Origin of the sequence: Nocardioides sp. Leaf285, from assembly GCF_001422955.1 — a bacterium.
Classification (GTDB): domain Bacteria; phylum Actinomycetota; class Actinomycetes; order Propionibacteriales; family Nocardioidaceae; genus Nocardioides; species Nocardioides kribbensis.
In genome coordinates, this window is record NZ_LMNH01000002.1 from 12,921 (window position 1) to 31,201 (window position 18,281).

The window sequence follows — 18,281 nt, forward strand, 5'->3', positions numbered from 1 at the left end:
TGCGCCGGAGGGCGCGGGTGCCGGTGCGCCGGACGGTGGGGTCGACCCGGCGGTGGTGGGCGACCTCTGGTCGTCGCTGCGTACGACGACCCAGGCCCGCATCGGCCTCGGCCGCGCCGGCGACGCGCTGCCCACCCGGCGGGTGCTGGAGTTCCAGGCCGCCCACGCCGCGGCGCGCGACGCCGTGCACGAGCCGCTCGACGTCGACGCGCTGGCGCCCGCGGTGGCCGCGGTCGGGCTCGGCGAGCCGCTGCGGGTCACCAGCAGGGCGACCTCGCGCGCGGAGTACCTGCGACGGCCCGACCTCGGCCGTCAGCCCGCCGACCTCGCGGGACTGGCCGGGGGTGGGACCGGCGTGGGTGCCGGTGCCGGTGCCGGAGGCGGGGCCCAGGTCGGGATCGTGCTGGCCGACGGGCTCTCCCCGCGCGCCCTGGTCGACCACGGACCCGGCCTCCTCGCGGCGATCGTCGCCGCCCTGCGCGCCGCCCTCGGCGACGACTGCACGATCGCTCCGCCGGTGATCGCCACCCAGGCCCGCGTCGCCCTGGCCGACCACGTCGGCGAGGCCCTCGGCGTCGAGACCCTCCTCGTGGTGATCGGCGAGCGCCCGGGTCTCTCGGTGGCCGACAGCCTCGGGATCTACCTCACCCACCACCCCCGTGCCGGCCGCAGCGACGCCGAGCGCAACTGCGTCTCCAACGTGCACCCGCCCGACGGACTCTCCTACGAGCGGGCCGCCGCCGTCGTGGCCGGTCTCGTGCGCGGCGCCCGCGAGCTCGGCGCCTCCGGCGTGCGCCTCAAGGACTCCTCGCTCGCCCCCGAGCTGGCCGCCGACTGACCGGGGGTCGGCCTCCGCGGGTTTCACCGGCCGGCTGGCGAAACCCGCACCTGTCGGCCGGCACACGGGCCGACAGGTGCGGGTCCGGGCCGACAGGCTCGGTCCAGGGCGGTCCTCGAGCCGGCGGATCGCGGCGTACGGCGGGCGCGCCGGGTCGGGTCGGGGCCGGGGGCCCGGGGGTGGACGTCATGCGGAGGATGGATGCGCATCCACAGGGCGCATGACGTCCCGGGGCGGGCGCGCGGGGCCAGGGTGGGACGTCATGCGGAGGGTGGATGCGCATCCACAGGGCGTATGACGTCCGGGGGCGGGCGGGCGCCGTAACCGAGCGGGCACAGTGCTCGCCGGCGGCACCTGCTCCCGTGCGGATCCGCCCTGCCACGCGCCGCGCCCGGGACGACGGGGCGCTGTGGCGCTGGTGTGCCCGTTCGGCTACGACGCCTTGCCCCGGGTGCGGCCCGCCGCGCCGGCCCTCGGCCCTGCGGGTGAGCCCCACGGGGCGGGGGAGTGGTGGAGTGGGTGGTCGCCCACGAGGTGGTCCGGCCGGTGAGCCAGCCGCGCTGTCCGGTCGCCGGGTCGACCGGACCGCTGGTCCGCGTCGCCGGCCCGCGTCACCGGCCCGCGTCACCGGCCCGCGTCACCGGCCCGCGTCACCGGCCCGGGCCGCCGCATCCGTGGACCGCCCCCGCACCACCCCCTGCCCGTCAGAGATCCCCAGGAGCCGCCCGGTGCCCGCGACCATCGTCGACCTCGGCCGTCGCCGCCACTACGGCGCGTTCTACGGCCTCGACCCGGTCCCCACCGACCGCCCGCTGCTGCTCCTGCTCGGCAACTGCCAGGCCGAGTCGCTGCGGCTGCTCCTCGACCCCGCCGCCGAGCCCCTCGACCAGCCTGCCGGCCCTGCGGCCACCGACCCGCCGACCGACCCGCCTGCCGATCTGCGAGGCGCCCACCCCACCGCCCCAGGCCTCACCCGCTCCGCGGTCCTGCGCGGCGCCCACCCGACACGGCCCACGAGCGACGTCGTGAGCGTGCGGGTGCCGCCGATCCACGAGCTCACCGCCGACGACCTGCCCCACCTCGACGCGCTGCTCGAGCGCGCCGACCTCCTCGTGGCCCAGCCGACCCGCGCCGACTACCGCGACCTGCCGCTCGGCACCGAGCAGGTGCTCGCCCGCGCCCGCGCCGACCTGCGCACGGCCCTGGTGTCGAGCGTGCGGTACGCCGGGCTCCACCCCTTCCACGTCGTCGTCCACCCGCCCGAGCTCGACGGGGTGGTGCCCCCGGTGGTGGCCTACCACGACCTGCGCGCCGTCGTGCTGGCCGCGCGCGGGCACACCGACCCGGGCGCCGACGGCAGCCGCCTCGACGCCCTGCTCGGCGACCTCCCCCCGCTCACCGCCGACGCCGTGCGGGCGGTGGGCGACGACTCGGGCGCCGAGCTGCGCCGTCGCCAGCAGCAACACGGCGGCGTCGCGGTGGCCGACCTGCTCGACGACCCGGCGGTCGACGACATGCGCACGGTCAACCACCCCGGTCCGCGGGTCCTGGCCGGGGTCGCCCGGCGGGTGCGCGCCTCGCTGGGTCTGGCTCCGCTGGAGGTCGACCCGGGCCGCCCGTTGCTCGACGACGTGCACGCGCCGGTGCACCCGGCGGTGGCCGCCGTACGCCGTCCGGCCGACGGCCCCGCACCCTCGCCCGACCACTGGCGGGTCGGGGGCCGGTCGGTCGCCGAGCGGGAGGTGCTGGCGGCGCAGCTGGCCTGGTACGCCGACCACCCGGCCATGGTCCGCGAGGCCCTCGCCCGCCACGGCCGCACCCTCGACCACCTCGGGCTCGCCCCGTGACCCGCGACCTGACCCGCGACCTGACCCGCGACGCCGGGACCGGTGGTGCGCCTCCCGGACCCACCTCCGGCGACGCCCGGGCCGTCGGTCCGTCGACCGTCGGCCCCGGTGCTGATCCCTCCGGTGCCGATCACTCCGGTCGCCCCCAGGCCGACCGCACCGGGACCGATCGCCCCGACCCGGCCGAGACCCGTCGCCGGGCGGCGCTCCCGCTGCACCTGGTGCACGACGACGCGCGCCACGGGGTGGCGCTCTACGCCCGTCAGGTCGCCGAGGCGCTGGGCGCCCGGGTGCTCGTCGGCACCCCGGCCGACGCCGTCGCCGAGGCGCGTCGCACCGGCGCGGATTCGGTGCACGTGCACTGGACCGACCGGCTCTTCGGCGACTCGTCCGCGGAGTCGGCGGCGGCCGTGGTGGCGCTGGCCGCGCAGGTGCCGACGACACTGACGTTGCACGACGTGCCCCAGCCGTGGGCGGGCGAGGACCGCGCCGCGGCGTACGCCGAGGTCGTGCGCGGCGTGCGCACCTGGGCGGTCAACAGCCACCACGAGGCCGACCTGCTCGCGGGCGTGCTCGACCGGGTGCCCGGGGCGTCCGCTCCCGGGGCGCTGCGCTCGACCGTGGTGCACCTGCCCGTCGTGCCGCTCGACCCGGTCGATCCCGCCGATGCCGCGAGCGCAGCGGAGCCCGGCGACGGCGCCGTGCCGGAGGCCCCGGCGGGGCGCGTGCGCCTCGCGCTGCTGGGCTTCGTCTACCCCGACAAGGGCCACCGCGAGCTCGTGCGCGCGGCCTCGGCGCTGGCCGAGGAGGGGCACGACGTCGAGGTCGTCGCCCTCGGGGCGCCGGTGGCCGGCCACGACGACCTGCTCGACGAGCTCGCCGCGCGTGCCCGCACCGGCGGGGTGGGCTGGCGGGTCACCGGCTACCTCGGCGACGCCGACCTCGCAGAGTGGATGCGTGCCGTCGACGTGCCGGTCACCGGCCACCGCCACGTCTCGGCGTCGGGGTCGATGAACTCCTGGCTCGCCGCCGGCCGCCGCCCGCTCGCGCTCGACGGGCCCTACGTGCGCGAGGTCGACGCCCTGCGCCCCGGCGGCTTCCGGCTCTACGACGACGACTCGCTGGTCGACGAGCTGCGTGCCGCCCTGGCCGACCCCTCCCGCACCCGCGCCGCGGCCGACGACCTGCGCCCCCTGCTGAGCGACACCGCGCGGACCTACGCCGCCTGGTGGGCCGGCGTGCACCGCGCCCTGCCCCACCCGCCGCAGCCGGTGCTCGAGCCGTGGTGACGGGAGGCCGTCGTGCGGCCCAGCGGACCGGCCCGCTGGCCGGCCCCGTCGACCTGCCGGGCCTCGAGGTCGCGCCGCCCGGCGTCCTGCCCGTGCCGGGAAACCGGTGGGACCTCGCGCTCGCGGTCGCTCCCGCCGACGCCCGCGAACCCACCCCCGTCCACGACCCCGCCGACGCCCGCGACCCTGCCGGCACCTGCGACTCCGCTGCCGCCCACTCCGGCGCCCACTCCGGCGCCCACTCCGCCGCCCACTCCGGCGCCCACTCCGACGCCCACTCCGGCGCCCACTCCGGCGCCCACTCCGCCGCCCACTCCGACGCCCACTCCGACGCCCACTCCGACGCCCGATCCGCCGCCCACTTCGACGCCCACTCCGACGCCCCCGCCCGCGGCGGCCCGCCGTCGGTGACGGTGGTCGTCACCCACTTCGAGCAGCCCCGCGAGCTGGCCCGCACCTTGCACGCGCTCACCCGCCAGACCGGCGCGGGCACGACCTGGCGCGACGTCGAGGTGGTGGTCGCCGACGACGGCTCGCGCGAGGCGCCGGCGGTGCCCGACGGCGTACGGCTCGTGCGCCAGGCCGATCGCGGCTTCCGCGCCGGCGCCGCGCGCAACCTCGGCGCCGCGGCCGGCCGCGGCGAGGTGCTGGTCTTCCTCGACGCCGACACCACCCCCGAGCCGGGCTTCCTCACCGCGATGGTGAGGCTGCCCGCCTGCTGCCCCGAGGCGCTGGTCGTGGGCCGCCGCCGCCACGCCGACCTCGCCGCCACCGACCCCGCGACGCCGGTGGAGCAGGTCGGTCCGCAACGCGAGCTGCCCGCCCCCGCGTGGCTCGACGACGCCTACACCGCCAGCCGCGACCTGCTCGACGCCGACGAGCGCTCCTACCGCTTCGTCATCGCGGCGGTGCTGGCGTGCAGTCGCTGGCTCTTCGAGGGTCTCGGCGGCTTCGACGAGACCTTCCGCGCCTACGGCGGCGAGGACTGGGAGCTCGCGGCCCGCGTGTGGCGCCACGGCGGGCTGCTCGCCCACGCCCCCGACGCGGTGGCCTGGCACGACGGACCCGACTGGGCCGGTCGCGACGAGGTCGAGCGTCGCGCCCGCAAGCTCGACGAGACCCTCGCCGTGGCGCGCCGCCTCGACGGCCCCGGCGCCACCACCACCGGCCTGCGGCTCGGCCCGCCCGACCCGGTGGTCGTCGTGGCCGAGGGCCTCGACCCCACCGGCGTCGCCGTTTGCGTCGACAGCCTGCTCGCCGCGCTCCCGCGGGCCCGGGTGCACCTCTCCCGCGCCGACCACGCCCGGCTGGGCGGCGCCGACGACCGGCTGCGGCTGGGCCGCCCCGACCTGCGCACCGCCTCCCGCCTGCTCGAGGTACGCCGACCCGTGCGCGGCCCCGCCGCGGGCTGGCGGGCGGTGCTCGACGCCGTCGGCGGCGTCGACGCCCCCGGGGCGGTCGGGGTGGGCGGGGAGGGCGCGTCGGGCGACGGTCCCGGCGACGGTGCCGCGGAGTGGCTGCGGCTCACCGACCTGCGCACGGTGCGCCGCCGGCGACGCTGGGCCCGAGCCGGGGCCGAGGGCGTGGACGCGCTCTTCGGCGAGACCACCCTGACCGGCCTCGACCTGCGGCCGGTCGCCCCCGACGCCTCGCTCGAGTCCTACCTCGGCGGCTGGGGCTGACCGAGCGGCCCGCTCACCGGCCGCCGGCACGCGTCGGTGGTGCCGGGACGGGCTCGGTGGCCCGCCCCGCGCTCAGACGTCATGCGCACGGTGGATGCGCATCCACGTCCCGCATGACGTCTCGACCGGTCCCCTCAGCCGCGGTCGCCGGGACGGGCTCGGTGGCCCGCCCCGCGCTCCGACGTCATGCGCACGGTGGATGCGCATCCACGTCTCGTATGACGTCTCGACCGGTCCCCTCAGCCGCGGTCGCCGGGACGGGCTCGGTGGCCCGCCCCGCGCTCCGACGTCATGCGCATGGTGGATGCGCATCCACGTCTCGTATGACGTCTCGACCGGCCCCGTCAGCCGCGGTCGCCGGGGCTCCCGCGGTGGCCCGCCCCGCGCTCCGACGTCATGCGCAGGGTGGATGCACATCCACGTCTCGTATGACGTCTCGACCGGCCCCGTCGGCCCCGCGCCGGGGCTCCCACCCCGACCACCGGGTGGTGCGGGTCAGGCGCGGGCCCAGCCGCCGTCGACCCGGCGGACCAGGCCGCGGGCCTCGAAGGCCTCGAGCCAGCCCTCCATGGGCCAGCGGCCCCACCGGCGGGCGAAGAGGGCACCGTTGCGCAGGATGTCGTCGACGTGCTGCACCGGGGGGTCGGTGGTGGGGTGGTGCTGGTGGTAGGCGCGGGCGCCGCCGACCCAGCCGAGCCCGACGCCCGCGGCGGCGACCTGGTGACCGAAGTCGGTGTCCTCGCCGCCGTAGCCGACGTACTCCTCGCAGAACGCGCCGGCGCGGGTCCACGCCTCGCGCGAGAGCGCGAACGACAGCGACCAGAAGAGGTCGGGCCGCCCGCCCACGTGCTCCTCGCCGGGCGCGGGGTCGGGGCGAGCGGGGTGGGGGTCGTCGAGCGCGGGCAGCCGGGCGAGGTCGTAGCCGCCGGGCGAGGGCGGGAGGTAGGTGACCGGGCCCGACCAAACCGCGTCGGGGCGGCGCAGCGCGACGTCGGCGTAGGACGCGACGAGGTCGTGGCCGGCCAGGCAGTCGACGTCGAGCGCGACCACGACGTCGGCGCCGGAGCGGAAGGCGTCCTCGATGCCGCGGTTGCGGGCCCGGGCGAGCGGCAGGCCGACCGCGTCGCGACCGACGCGCTCCACGCGGCGGCGCAGGCCACCGACCGTGGCGGGCTCGAGGGACGGGTCGTCCATGGCGACGACGAGGTAGTCGTCGGGCACCCGGCCGCCCGCGGCCAGCGAGCGGTGCTGGGCGGCGAGGTGGTCGCCCCGGCCGTGGGCGATGGTCGTGACGGCGACCCGGGTCACGCGGGAGCCCCCGTCACCAGGTCGGCGAAGCGCTCGGCGGTGTCGGTCGGGCACCAGCCGGCCCACCCCTCGCCGTCGAGGGCGGCCACGGCCTCCAGGCGCGCGGCCCAGCCGTCGGCGGGCAGGTGCGGCTCGACCACGACCGGCCAGGGTCCGGCGGCGAGGGCCTCGCCGGTGCAGCGCTGCTCGTCGTGGGGGCGGTCCTGGGGCACGACCACGGCCGGGCGGCGCAGCGTGGCCACCTCCGCCACCGCGTTCTGCCCGGCGTGGGTGACCACCACCTCGGCCTCCGCCAGCAGGGCGGTCGGGTCGGGCACCCAGGCGCCGTGGGCCCCGCCGAGCACGGTCCAGCGCCAGCCGGGCGTCTGGGCGCGGGCGAGGTCGAGCACGTCGGCGCCGACGGTGTCGCCGCCGGCGCCCAGCAGCACCACGACGGAGCGCTCGCGCCCCGGCGTACGACGCTCGGGTGCCTCGGCGGCCGGCGGGGCTGTGAGCCGGGAGAGCCCGCCGACGGCGTGGAGCCGCTCGAGCACGGTGTCGGGCACGTCGCGGAGCATGCCGGGCCCGCCCGGCGCCCCGGTGGCGACGGCCGGCCAGAAGCCGACCAGCTGGTCGCACACGTCGAGGCCGAGCAGGTGGGCGGCGTCGCCGCGGCGCCCGGGCAGGACGACGCCGGTGACGGGCACGCCGTGCAGCCGGGCCAGCAGCGCGACCTCGACCGAGACGTCGACGACCACGCGGTCGGGCACGGCCTCCTCGATCCACCGCGAGACCTGGGCCGAGCGTCGGCGCAGGCCGCCGTCGTGGCGCGGCACCCAGTGCAGGCGGCCGCCGGCGCTCACGTCGAGGGCCTGGGAGCCCTCGTCGTCGCGGTCGAGGCGCACCCACGGCCCGGGCCAGGCCTCGGGCGCCGGCAGCGACGACAGTCCGGTGACCTCGACGCCGCGTGCGTGCAGCACCCGGGCGAGGCCGGTGGCGCGGTGGAGGTGGCCCTTGCCGTGGTGGTGGACGTAGTAGCCGATCATGCGGCGTCCCGGAGCCGGCCGAGGGAGCGGTAGAGCCGCTCGTACTCGTCGACCATGCGCCGCAGCGAGCAGTGCTGCACGGCGTGGCGTCGCACCGCGCCCCGGTCGCGCCCGAGCGCGGCGGTGACCGCGACGGCGAGCGCCTCGACGTCCCCGCCGGGGGCGAGGGCGCCGGCCTCGTCGGCGACGACCTCGCGCAGCGCGCCGCGGTCGTAGGCCGCCACGGGGGTGCCGCAGGCCATCGCCTCGGCGGCGACCAGGCCGTAGGGCTCGTCCCAGGCGGGGGTGACCAGCGCGACCGAGGCCCGGCCGAGCAGGCGGGTGAGCGCCTTGTGGTCGAGGTGGCCCACGTGCACCGCCTGGCGACCCAGGCGCGGGGCGATCTCGCGCTCGAAGTAGGCCTCGTCGGGCACGGGTCCGGCGAGCACCAGCGGGATGCCGGCCAGCCGGCAGGCGTCGATGGCCTCGTGGGGCGCCTTCTCGGCGACCAGCCGGCCCGACCACACCGCGGGCCCGCCGCCGGGGCCGGGGGTCCAGCGGTCGACGTCGACGCCGTTGAGGATCGGCACCGCCGGGGCCAGGTGGGCCCAGGCGCGCGAGGTGTGCTCGGAGACCGCGGCGAAGGAGCTGCTGGCCGGCGACAGCGCCACGGCCGACTCCAGCCACGGCACGGGCGGGGTGTGCAGGGTGGTCACCAGGGGCACGTCGACGGTGTGGGCCATCGCCACGGGCAGGTGGTGGAGGCTGTTGTTGTGCACGACGTCGAAGCGGGTCGAGGCGTCGCGAGCGAGGTCGAGCATCAGCCCGAGGTAGGCGTGGTGCTCGGCCATCCACCGCCGCGGCGGGGCGTTGACGTCGGCCTCGGCCGCCGGCGACGGCACGAAGCGGGGCACGTCGAGCTCGGTGACGTCGAGCGCGGGGTCGCTGCCGGGGGCCGCGAAGAGCGACACCTCGTGGCCGCGGCGCAGCAGCTCGCGCGCCAGCTGGTGGGTCATGGCCTCCAGCCCGCCCGCGAAGGGCTCGCCGATCGGGTAGAGGCTCGAGGCGACCAGGCAGATGCGGAGCCGGTCCCTCACGAGACCCCTCGTGCGGCGGCGACCAGCGAGCGGTAGAGCTCCAGGTGGGTGGCGGCGCCGGCGTCGCGCTGACGACGGCGCTCCTCGATGGTGGCCCCGAAGCGCGGGCGCTCGTCGTGGGCGCGGCGCACCGCGGCGGCCAGCGAGTCGGCGTCGACGCCGTGCTCGTCGGCGGCGTACGACAGCACCGGACCCTGCTCGGCGAAGTAGCCGCAGGTCGGGGCGAGCACGGTCGTGCCGAGGTCGCGGCAGGCCTCCAGCCAGCCCGAGTGGGTGCCGAAGCGGTAGGGCAGGACGGAGGCGTCGAGGGAGCCCAGGTGGCGCCACAGCGCGTCGTCGGGGAGGTAGTCGTGGACCTCGAGGTCGACCAGCCCGGCGCGCGCGGCGTCCTGCACGTAGGCCGCGAGCGCCGCGTCGTGGCGCACGAAGCCGGGGTCCATGACGTCGTGGTGGGCGTTGACCTGGAGCACGGCGTCGGGCAGCGCGGCCACGGTCTCGACCAGGATCGGCAGCACCGCCATCGGGTCCATGCTCGCGCGCAGGCTCTTGAGGTGCAGCCCGATCCGGAAGGCGCCGGTGCGCCGGCGCGCGCGGCAGTCCTGGGCCACGCCCATGGTGTCGGTGTCGACGACGTGGGGGTGCGGCACCACCACGGCCTCGACGCCCCAGCGCGCGCGGATCTCCGCGGCGGCGCCGGGGGTGAGGGTGACGACCGCGTCGGCGGCCGGCACGAGCACGTCGAGCTGGGCGTCGTGGGCCGCGCGGTCGAGGTGGTGGGGGTTGCGCAGGTCGTGGGCGGTGTAGACGAGCGGCGTACGTCGTCTCCGCAGGGCCGCGACCAGGCGCTCCAGCTCGGCGGGCTCGCGCGCGTCGAAGCCGAACTGCAGGTGGTAGACGTCGAAGGCGTCGGGCGCGGCCCGCTCGACCCACTCCGGGTCGAGCATGACCGGGGGCCACCACCGCTCCTCCGCGACCCGCGAGGGGTCGTCGGGGTGCGGGTCGGGGAGTCGCTCGACGGCGCCGAGGCCGTCCTCGCGGTCGAGGTGGCGCACGTAGACGTGGCCCGAAGGCACCGAGGCGACGCGCAGGGTGCGCGCGCCCGCCCGGTCCGGCGTGCCCGCCCCGCCCGGCGCCGGGGCGCCGGCGGAGGGGCGGGGGGCCACGTCGAGGGTCACGACAGGCGCTCCAGGCGCTCCTCGAGGCTGGAGGCGACCTTGTCGGCCAGGACCTTCAGGGCGGCCGGGAGCACCGGGGTGGCCAGCTTGGCGGCGCCCTGCGGCTCGAACTCCGCGTGGTAGGTCACCGCGGTGCCGGTCGTGCCGTCCTCGAGGGCGGTCGTGGCGAAGGTCAGGGTGTCGCGCAGCTGCACCGACCCGGCGTCGCCGGTGAGCACCAGGCGCTCCTGCTCGACGCGCTCCACGACGGTGTACTCCACCTCCTGCTCGGAGCCGAGGAAGGACGAGACGTTGTGGTAGATCGTGCCGACCCCGCCGTCGCCGGAGGTGCGGGTGGTGCGCTGCGTGGGCGGGTCCCACTCCTCGGTGGAGGTGAAGTCGGAAAGGTAGTCCCAGACCCGCGGGAGGGGGGTGTGGGTGGTGACGGTGCGCTCGACGCTGGGCACGGCGGAGTCCTTCGGTTGTCGGACCTCCGTTCTACGGCCCCCCGCCTCCGGAGCGCTCCATCCCTGCGGGGGGAGCCGGTGGGGTGAGGCCGCCTCACCCCTTGGACCAGGTCTCGCGCGAGCCCCTGTCGGGCCCCGTCGGCGGCCGTCATGGTGGCAGGGCGGCCCCGCCGCCGGCGCCCGTCGGGCGCGGGTGCGGCGGGCGCGCAGAGCGACCAGGAGGTCGAGCATGAGCAGATCCACAGCACCCACCACACCTCGCGTGGCCGTGGTCACCGGAGGCACCGCCGGCGTCGGACGCGCGGTGGTCCGCGAGCTCGCCGGGGCCGGCTACGACGTCGCCGTCCTCGCCCGCGGCGAGGCGGGGCTGGCCGCGACCGCCCGCGACGTAGAGGGCCTCGGGCGCCGTTGCCTGCCGCTGCAGGTCGACGTGGCCGACGGCGAGGCCGTCGAGGCCGCCACCGACCGGGTGGAGGCCGAGCTCGGCGAGATCGACGTGTGGGTCAACAACGCCTTCGTCGGCGCCCTGTCGTACTTCTGGGACACCACGCCCGAGGAGCACCGGCGGCTCACCGACGTCACCTACCACGGCCAGGTGCACGGGCTGCGGGCCGCGCTGCGCGTGATGCGGCCCCGCGACCGCGGGTCGGTGGTCAACGTCTCCTCGGCGATGGCCTACCGCTCGATCCCGCTCCAGGCCGCCTACTGCGGCGCCAAGCACGCGGTGAAGGGCCTGACGGAGTCGGTGCACACCGAGCTGCTCGCCACGGGCAGCGCCGTGCGCGTCTCGCTGGTGACCCTGCCGGGCCTGAACACCCCGCAGTTCACCTGGAACCTCAACCGCATGGCCGGCCGTCCGATGCCGGTGCCGCCGATCCTCGAGCCCGAGGTGGCCGCCCGGGCCATCCGGCACGTCGCCGAGCACCCCCGCCGCAACGCCTGGGTCGGCATCGCCGCGGTCTACACCGTGCTGGGCAACCGCCTCGCCCCGGCGTTCATGGACCGCTACCTCGCCCGCACCGGCGTGGACTCCCAGCAGACCGAGCAGGAGACGCCGCGGCTGGGCTCCAACGTCTTCGAGCCCCGCGACGCCGAGCGCGACCAGGGCGCCCGGGGCCCCTTCTCCGACCAGTCGGGCCAGCGCGACCCGGTCTCGGCGATCGGCCGCCACCGACGCGCCCTCACCGGCGTCGTCGGCGCCGGGGTGCTCGCCGGGCTGACCGGTGGTGCGCTCCGGGCGGTGCGCCGGTGAGCGCCGGTGAGCGACGGCGGGCGGACCGGCCCGTCGACCGGAGGGCCGGCCGCCTCTCGACCTAGACCGCGGGGTCGAGCCCGTGGCGGCGCACGTCGCGGGGGGTGCGGCCCCACCAGCGACGGCAGGCGCGGGTGAGCACGGCCTGCTCGGAGAGCCCGAGCAGGCCGGCGACCTGAGCGAGCGGGAGGTCGGTGGTGAGCAGGTAGCGCCGTGCCGCGGCCCGGCGGGCGTCGTCGAGGATCGCCGCGAAGGTCGTGTCCTCGGCGGCCAGGCGCCGCTGCAGGGTGCGGGGGTGCAGGTCGAGCAGGCGGGCCACCGCGCCGACCTCGGGGCTGGCCGTGCCGAGCAGCTGGTCGACCGCGCCGCGCACGCGCGGGGCCACGCGGTCGCCGTCCACCGGGGCCTGGCGGTCGAGGAAGTCGAGGGCCATCCGGCGCACGGACTCGTCGCGGCCGGTGAGCGGCAGGGCGCCCAGGCTGCTGGGCAGCCGCAGCAGCGCGGCGGGGCGGCCGAAGCGCACGCGCACCCCGAAGAAGTCCTCGTACGCCGCCCGGGGCGCGACCGGTCGCCCCGGCAGGTCGACGGTGCGCAGCCCGTAGCCGCCCCCGGCGAGCGAGCGGATGCTGCGGTGCAGGGAGCCCAGGCTGAGGTCGGTGCCCTGGCGGGGCGGGTCGACCCCCGGCGGGGTGACGTCGTAGCGCAGCGCCTCGACGCCGCGCACGCCGTCGGGGTCGGGCTCGAGGCTGATCCGCATGGCGGGGGCGTGGACGAAGAGGTAGCGCGAGGTGCACTCCATGGCCTCGGCCACGGTGGGGGAGTTCTCGATGGCCAGGGCCAGCGGGCCGAGCAGCGAGAGGTCCTGGCGGGCCGCGACCCGCAGGCCGAGGTCGGGCCGGTCGAGCTCGTGGGCGGCCAATTCGAGCACACCGGCCATGGCCAGGTCGGGCACCAGCAGGTCGTCGGCGTCGAGGGCGGCGGGGTCGAGGCGGGCCCGGCGGGCCAGGTCGTCGGCGTCGCCGCCCAGCTCCTCCACCACGGCGCGGAAGCCGCGCAGGCCGGCGGAGCGGATCACGGACATGTCGTCCAGGATCAAGGAACTGTCGCGTCAGATCAAGAACGGGCGCATCGAGCGGCGCACCATGGAGGTATGAGCGACACCGACACCCGTCCCAGCACCGCCGCAGGCACCGGCACCGGCACCGCCGGCGCGCGCCGGCCGCTGCCCGCGCACGTCGACGTCGTGGTGGTCGGCGCCGGCCTCTCCGGCATCGGCGCGGGCTACCGCCTGCAGACCGAGGTACCCGACCGCAGCTACCTCGTGCTCGAGTCGCGCGAGGCGATGGGCGGCACGTGGGACCTCTTCCGCTACCCCGGCATCCGCTCCGACTCCGACATGTTCACCCTGGGCTACCAGTTCAAGCCCTGGCGCGAGCCGAAGTCGATCGCCGACGGCCCCACGATCCTGCGCTACATCCGCGAGACCGCGGAGGAGTTCGGGATCGACGAGCACATCCGCTACGGCACCAAGGTGCTCGGCGCCGACTTCTCCACCGCCGAGGCGCGCTGGACGCTGACCCTGCTGCGCGACGGCGTCGAGACCACGATGACCTGCGACTTCCTCTACTCCTGCGCGGGCTACTACGACTACGACGAGACCTACACCCCCGACCTGCCGGGCCTGTCGGACTTCGGCGGCACCGTGGTGCACCCGCAGTTCTGGCCCGAGGACCTCGACTACTCCGGGCAGCGCGTGGTCGTCATCGGCTCCGGGGCCACCGCGGTCACGCTGGTGCCCTCGATGCTGCGCGACTCCACCGGCGACGAGGGCGTCGACGGATCCGGCGCCGCGGCCCACGTGACCATGCTGCAGCGCAGCCCCACCTGGATCTCCGCCGTGCCCAGCCGCGACACCAAGGCCGACTGGCTGCGCGAGCACCTGCCCGCCGACCTGGCCCACACCCTGATCCGCAGCAAGAACATCGCCTTCGGCACGGCCTTCTACCAGTTCTGCCGGCGCTACCCCGACCGCGCCCGCAAGCTCCTCACGGGCCTGGCCACCAAGGTCCTCGGCGACGAGCAGCTGGTCGCCGACCACTTCACGCCCTCCTACGACCCGTGGGACCAGCGCCTGTGCGCCATCCCGAGCGCCGACCTATTCAAGGCGATCAAGGGCGGTGACGCCGAGGTCGTCACCGACACCATCGACCGCTTCGTGCCCGAGGGCGTGCGGCTCAGCTCGGGCCGCGTGCTCGAGGCCGACGTCGTCGTCACCGCCACCGGCCTGCAGCTGCTGGCCTTCGGCGGGATCAGCCCGAAGGTCGACGGCGAGACCGTGCCGCTCTCGGAGCAGTTCGTCTGGCAGGGCGCCATGATGACCGGCGTGCCGAACTTCGCCGTCTGCATCGGCTACACCAACGCCTCCTGGACCCTGCGCGCCGACCTGTCGCACCGGCTGGTGTGCAAGGTGCTGCGCTGGATGGACGACCGCGACCTCGCCGCCGTCGAGCCCCACCCCGACCGCGAGCTCACCGAACGCCCGCTGCTCGACCTCGCCTCGGGCTACGTCCAGCGCTCCATCGGCGCCTTCCCGCGCCAGGGCGACAGCGGCCCGTGGCGGGTGCGGCAGAACTACGTGCTCGACTCGCTCACCACCCTGCGGGCCGACCTGCGCCGGACCCTGCGGACCACCCCGCGCTCCGCCGTACGCCGCGACGCGCAGCCGGTCGGAGCCGGCCGGTGAGCGCCCGCACGATGCGCGCCCAGCGCCTCGACACCCGCACCCTGACCTTCGAGGTCACCGACGTGCCCGTGCCGACCCCCGGCCCGGGCGAGGTGCTGGTGAAGGTCGCGTTCTGCGGCATCTGCCACTCCGACCTCAGCCTTCTCGACGGCACCTTCCCCGCCATGGGGCCGCCGGTGATCACCCAGGGCCACGAGGCCTCGGGCACCATCGCCGAGCTCGGCGCCGGCGTCGAGGGCTGGGCCGTCGGGGACCGGGTCGTGCCCGCCGCCGGCCGCCCGTGCGGTCGCTGCGCCTTCTGCCGGCGCTCCGACTTCAGCAGCTGCACCCAGCTCGCCCTCATGGCCTTCGCCTACGACGGCGCCTGGGCGGAGTACACCCTCGCCCAGGCCGGCGGGCTGACCCGGATCCCCGACAACGTCTCGATGGAGCAGGCCGCGATCCTCGCCGACGCCGTCTCCACGCCGTACGGCGCCGTCGTCCACACCGGCGACGTGCGCGTCGGGGAGTCGGTCGGGGTGTGGGGCGCCGGCGGCGTCGGCACCCACGTCGTGCAGCTGGCCCGCCTCGTCGGGGCCACCCCGATCGTGGCCGTCGACCTCGACGAGACCGTGCGCCAGCGCGCCCTCGACCTCGGCGCCGACCTCGCCCTGGACTCCCGTGACCCCGACCTGGCCGCGAAGATCGCCGAGGTCACCGGCGGGCAGATGCTCGACGTCGCCTTCGACGCGGTCGGCCTGAAGGTCACCTTCGACCAGGCCCTGGCCAGCCTCGGCTCGCGCGGGCGTCTGGTCGGTGTCGGCATGAGCGGCGAGGAGTGGTCGCTGGGCCCGAGCATGCTCTTCAACCTCAGCCGCAAGCAGGTGCGCGGCCACCTCGGCTACGACGTCTCCGACATCGGGGTCCTCGCCCGGCTCGTCTCCACCGGACGACTCGACCTGAGCCGCTCCATCAGCGGGATCGTGCCGCTGGAGGACGTCGCGGAGGGCATCCGGCTGCTCAAGGACCGCGAGGGCAGCCCCGTGCGGATCCTCGTGCAGCCCTAGGGTCCCCCGTCCGCGCACCACCTCCGGTCCCGCCGGTGTGGCTGCGCGTGGATCGTGCAATTGCGCGGTCGGTGTGCGTGGATCGCGCAATTGTGCGGGTCGTCGTTGGCCGGGCGAGTGGGTTTGCGCGGCTGGTGCAGCTCTGCCGGGTGGCGGATCGTCGAAGCGGCGCAAACCTTGAGCCGGCCCCTGATGTGCGGCAGCACCTGGGCCGTCCAGGAGGTGCGCAGCCGCGCGATTGCGCGGTTGGCGCGCGTGGATCGCGCAATTGCGCCAGCGGTGACCTCAGCCGGGGCCGCAGCCGCGCGGCCGAGGCGGCGCTGGGGCGGACTAGGGCGCGGGCCAGCCCAGCAGCTCGGCCATCTGGGCGGGCAGCTCGCGGGCGGCGAAGGGCTTGGCGATGACGCCCCGCACACCGGGGGCGTCGTCGACCTGGGCCTTGGCCGTCAGCAGCACGACCGGGATGTGGCGGGTGGTCTCGTCGGCGGCGAGGGCGGCCGTCGCCTCGAGGCCGTTCATGCCCGGCATCATCATGTCCATCAGGACGGCGTCGGGCTGGTGGGCGCGGGCGACCTCGACGGCCTCGGCGCCGCTGGCGGCGGTGAGCACGCTCCAGCCGGCGATGATCTCCAGGGTCATCTGGACGACCTCGCGGATCGCCTCGTCGTCGTCGGTGACCAGGATCGTGGGGGCGGACACGCGGGTACCTCCGAGAGCAGGAGGAGCCAGGCTAGTCGCGCACGGCCGCCAGCGCGGGCCTTCCGCCACTTCTTTGCTTGGGGCCGTGGAAGGTGCCGGCGTAGTAGGTCTGCAGGTCCACCGGCTCGATGCTGACCTCGGCCAGCCGGGAGAGGAGCCGGCCCGCGTTGCCGCTGAGCCGGCGGTCGTCGTTGAACGCGCAGATGTCCCAGGCGGCCACGGCCCGCTCGGCCACCATCAGCGCCGCCATCTCCTCGATGATGGCGTGGAAGACCCGCGCACTGCGGTGGGTCGGCGCGACCAGGGTGAAGCCGAGGTAGTAGACCGCGCCGCGGGCGGCGTGGTCGGGGAAGCGCTCGGCCAGGAAGCCCGGGCTGATCCACGGCACGGTGTCGAGGTCGTCGGTCAGGGTGGCCATGCCCACCGCCTCGCCGGCCTCGTCCCAGGCCAGCCACTTCTGCACGCGCGGGTCGACCATCTCGGCGTGGAACTCCTCCTCGTGCAGCAGCTGGCGCGCCGCGGCGAGGGTCTCGAGCTCGCTGAAGGTGTCGCGGTAGAGCCGGTAGTAGCGCTGGGAGGTCGCCTCGTCGACCTCCTTCTCGACCGTGATCGTCAGCCCCGGGCGCACGCGCCCGACCGGCCGCGTCGCCGGCGCCGCCGCGAAGGCGGCGGCCCGCGCCCGGCCCTCGGTCGGCTCGGGTCGGGCGGCGAGCGGCGTCGCGGCCACGCCGTCGTGCCGGCCCGCCGGTGCAGCCGTGCCCGGGTCGACCCCGGGCGCGCCGGTGCCCGGGGTGCTGCCGCTCCCGCCGCCGACGCCCGGCGGGACCGTCGGAGCGGTCGCGACGGTCGGGGCGACGCCGGACGGGCGGCCCGCGGGGGCCGAGGAGGCCGTGGGAGCGAGCGGGCCGGTGACGGCGGCGGGGTCGAACCACGACGAGACGCGGTAGGCCGCGAGGACGACCGCGCACGCGGGCAGGTCGACGCAGGTCACCGACGCGACGGCCGTCTGCACGGCGCCGTAGTGGCCGCGGCGGGTCGCCTTCATGTCGGCCAGGCTGAGCTCGATCTGCTCCAGCACCGACTCCTCGGTGGGGCCGTGGTGCTCCACGAACAGCCCGGCTCCCTCGGCGTCGACGCACCACCCCAGCCCGGCCCAGCCGGTCTCGCCGGGCCGCTCGGCGTAGGCCTCGGCGCGCACGCAGAACAGCACGTCGCCGTGGCCCCCGGGCAGGTCGGCGCCGACCTGGCGCACGCGGGAGCCGGGCGGGATCACCGAGGAGAGGGTGACGAGGTTGAAGTCGGCGACGCCGGCGCCCTGGAGCGCGGCGTCGAAGGCCGACAGCGGGGTGCGGCCCGACCCCGATCCCGTGCGCACCGTGATGTCGAGGGTCTGCGCCGCCTCGCCGGAGCGTCCTGCGCGCAGTGTCGTGTCGTGGCCCATGCGTCTCCCGTCGACCGCTGCGGTCCCCGCCGCACGCGTCGACGACCCGCGTGCGCCACCGTCCCGGCCCGGGGCGACGTCGTGCCGTCATCGGAATTATGTACGCCGCGCTCTCCCGCGCACCGACCGGCCCCCGTCGATCGGCGCGCCGGCACCCCCCGGACGGGCCATGCCCCGCTGCCCGATCGGCCCCCCGGGTGCCCGGCCGCTGCGACGTGTCGGGGTCGGACGGGCACAGGGGCGCGCGACGTCGGGCGAGCGGGCCGGGCGGCCTGCCGTGGCGGGGGTCGGCGGGTCGGGGGGTCGGCCGCGGCGACTGTGCCCGTCCGACTCCGTGCCACCCCCCGCGCGCGGCGGCGGTCCGGCGGTGGACCCGGGGGAGCGGCGGTCCGGCGGTGGACCGGGGGAGCGGCG

The 18,281-nt window shown here is 76.9% G+C and carries 15 protein-coding genes; 7 read left to right on the plus strand and 8 right to left on the minus strand.

The annotated features are described in order from the left end of the window. The first annotated feature begins 55 nt into the window (after positions 1–55). The 4 genes from eutC to ASF47_RS21640 all read left to right on the plus strand — a co-directional run bounded on the left by eutC (position 56) and on the right by ASF47_RS21640 (position 5,656). On the plus strand, positions 56–838 hold the full coding sequence (gene eutC / locus ASF47_RS05325) for an ethanolamine ammonia-lyase subunit EutC (RefSeq protein ID WP_200918964.1): 783 nt from the start codon (positions 56–58) through the stop codon (positions 836–838). Positions 839–1,566: 728 nt separating this feature from the next. Beyond that, on the plus strand, positions 1,567–2,685 hold the full coding sequence (locus ASF47_RS05330; RefSeq protein ID WP_056863019.1) for a WcbI family polysaccharide biosynthesis putative acetyltransferase: 1,119 nt from the start codon (positions 1,567–1,569) through the stop codon (positions 2,683–2,685). Then, entirely contained in the window at positions 2,682–3,974 is a 1,293-nt protein-coding gene (locus ASF47_RS05335) for a hypothetical protein (RefSeq protein ID WP_056863020.1), read from the plus strand. The genes ASF47_RS05330 and ASF47_RS05335 overlap by 4 nt, the downstream gene beginning before the upstream one ends. Further along, positions 3,968–5,656, plus strand: coding sequence for a glycosyltransferase family 2 protein (locus tag ASF47_RS21640; RefSeq protein ID WP_200918965.1), 1,689 nt, complete (start codon positions 3,968–3,970; stop codon positions 5,654–5,656). The genes ASF47_RS05335 and ASF47_RS21640 overlap by 7 nt, the downstream gene beginning before the upstream one ends. Before the next feature lie 495 nt (positions 5,657–6,151). On the opposite strand, the gene ASF47_RS05345 is transcribed toward ASF47_RS21640, so the two are convergent. Genes ASF47_RS05345 through ASF47_RS05365 form a run of 5 tightly spaced genes read right to left on the minus strand, consistent with a single transcriptional unit; the run spans position 6,152 to position 10,686 of the window. Then, complete coding sequence (locus tag ASF47_RS05345; RefSeq protein ID WP_056863022.1) at positions 6,152–6,964, minus strand: glycosyltransferase family 2 protein; 813 nt, start codon at positions 6,962–6,964, stop codon at positions 6,152–6,154. Then, the gene (locus tag ASF47_RS05350; protein WP_056863023.1) at positions 6,961–7,989 is read right to left on the minus strand and encodes a glycosyltransferase; all 1,029 of its coding nucleotides are present in this window, start codon (positions 7,987–7,989) and stop codon (positions 6,961–6,963) included. The genes ASF47_RS05345 and ASF47_RS05350 overlap by 4 nt, the downstream gene beginning before the upstream one ends. Next, on the minus strand, positions 7,986–9,065 hold the full coding sequence (locus ASF47_RS05355; protein ID WP_056863024.1) for a glycosyltransferase: 1,080 nt from the start codon (positions 9,063–9,065) through the stop codon (positions 7,986–7,988). Before ASF47_RS05355 ends, ASF47_RS05350 begins: the two co-directional genes overlap by 4 nt. Next, entirely contained in the window at positions 9,062–10,240 is a 1,179-nt protein-coding gene (locus ASF47_RS05360; RefSeq protein WP_200918966.1) for a glycosyltransferase, read from the minus strand. Before ASF47_RS05360 ends, ASF47_RS05355 begins: the two co-directional genes overlap by 4 nt. Next, positions 10,237–10,686 (minus strand): SRPBCC family protein, encoded by a 450-nt coding sequence (locus ASF47_RS05365; RefSeq protein WP_056863025.1) that lies wholly within the window; start codon positions 10,684–10,686, stop codon positions 10,237–10,239. Before ASF47_RS05365 ends, ASF47_RS05360 begins: the two co-directional genes overlap by 4 nt. 229 nt (positions 10,687–10,915) lie before the next feature. On the opposite strand from ASF47_RS05365, the gene ASF47_RS05370 reads away from it, so the two are divergent. Next, complete coding sequence (locus tag ASF47_RS05370; protein WP_056863026.1) at positions 10,916–11,938, plus strand: SDR family oxidoreductase; 1,023 nt, start codon at positions 10,916–10,918, stop codon at positions 11,936–11,938. A gap of 61 nt (positions 11,939–11,999) precedes the next feature. On the opposite strand, the gene ASF47_RS05375 is transcribed toward ASF47_RS05370, so the two are convergent. After that, positions 12,000–13,019 carry an AraC family transcriptional regulator gene (locus tag ASF47_RS05375; RefSeq protein WP_056863027.1) on the minus strand — a complete coding sequence of 340 codons (1,020 nt, stop codon included), beginning with the start codon at positions 13,017–13,019 and terminating at the stop codon, positions 12,000–12,002. Positions 13,020–13,088: 69 nt separating this feature from the next. Between ASF47_RS05375 and ASF47_RS05380 the strand changes: the two genes are divergently transcribed. Continuing rightward, a complete protein-coding gene (locus tag ASF47_RS05380; RefSeq protein WP_156697761.1) occupies positions 13,089–14,681 on the plus strand; it encodes a flavin-containing monooxygenase in 1,593 nt (530 codons plus the stop codon). An 11-nt stretch (positions 14,682–14,692) separates the two neighbouring features. Beyond that, a complete protein-coding gene (locus tag ASF47_RS05385) occupies positions 14,693–15,727 on the plus strand; it encodes a zinc-binding dehydrogenase (RefSeq protein ID WP_056863516.1) in 1,035 nt (344 codons plus the stop codon). A gap of 330 nt (positions 15,728–16,057) precedes the next feature. On the opposite strand, the gene ASF47_RS05390 is transcribed toward ASF47_RS05385, so the two are convergent. Next, positions 16,058–16,426 (minus strand): response regulator, encoded by a 369-nt coding sequence (locus ASF47_RS05390; RefSeq protein WP_056863028.1) that lies wholly within the window; start codon positions 16,424–16,426, stop codon positions 16,058–16,060. A gap of 31 nt (positions 16,427–16,457) precedes the next feature. Continuing rightward, a complete protein-coding gene (locus ASF47_RS21645) occupies positions 16,458–17,867 on the minus strand; it encodes a pyruvoyl-dependent arginine decarboxylase (protein WP_200918967.1) in 1,410 nt (469 codons plus the stop codon). Between the last annotated feature and the right edge of the window lie 414 nt (positions 17,868–18,281).

Coding starts and splice junctions, on each gene's coding strand:
- ASF47_RS05385 (WP_056863516.1), top strand. CDS start 14,693: ATGCGCGCCCAGCGCCTCGACACCCGCACCCTGACCTTCGAGGTCACC.
- ASF47_RS05375 (WP_056863027.1), bottom strand. CDS start 13,019: ATGTCCGTGATCCGCTCCGCCGGCCTGCGCGGCTTCCGCGCCGTGGTG.
- ASF47_RS05380 (WP_156697761.1), top strand. CDS start 13,089: ATGAGCGACACCGACACCCGTCCCAGCACCGCCGCAGGCACCGGCACC.
- ASF47_RS21645 (WP_200918967.1), bottom strand. CDS start 17,867: ATGGGCCACGACACGACACTGCGCGCAGGACGCTCCGGCGAGGCGGCG.
- ASF47_RS05370 (WP_056863026.1), top strand. CDS start 10,916: ATGAGCAGATCCACAGCACCCACCACACCTCGCGTGGCCGTGGTCACC.
- ASF47_RS05350 (WP_056863023.1), bottom strand. CDS start 7,989: ATGATCGGCTACTACGTCCACCACCACGGCAAGGGCCACCTCCACCGC.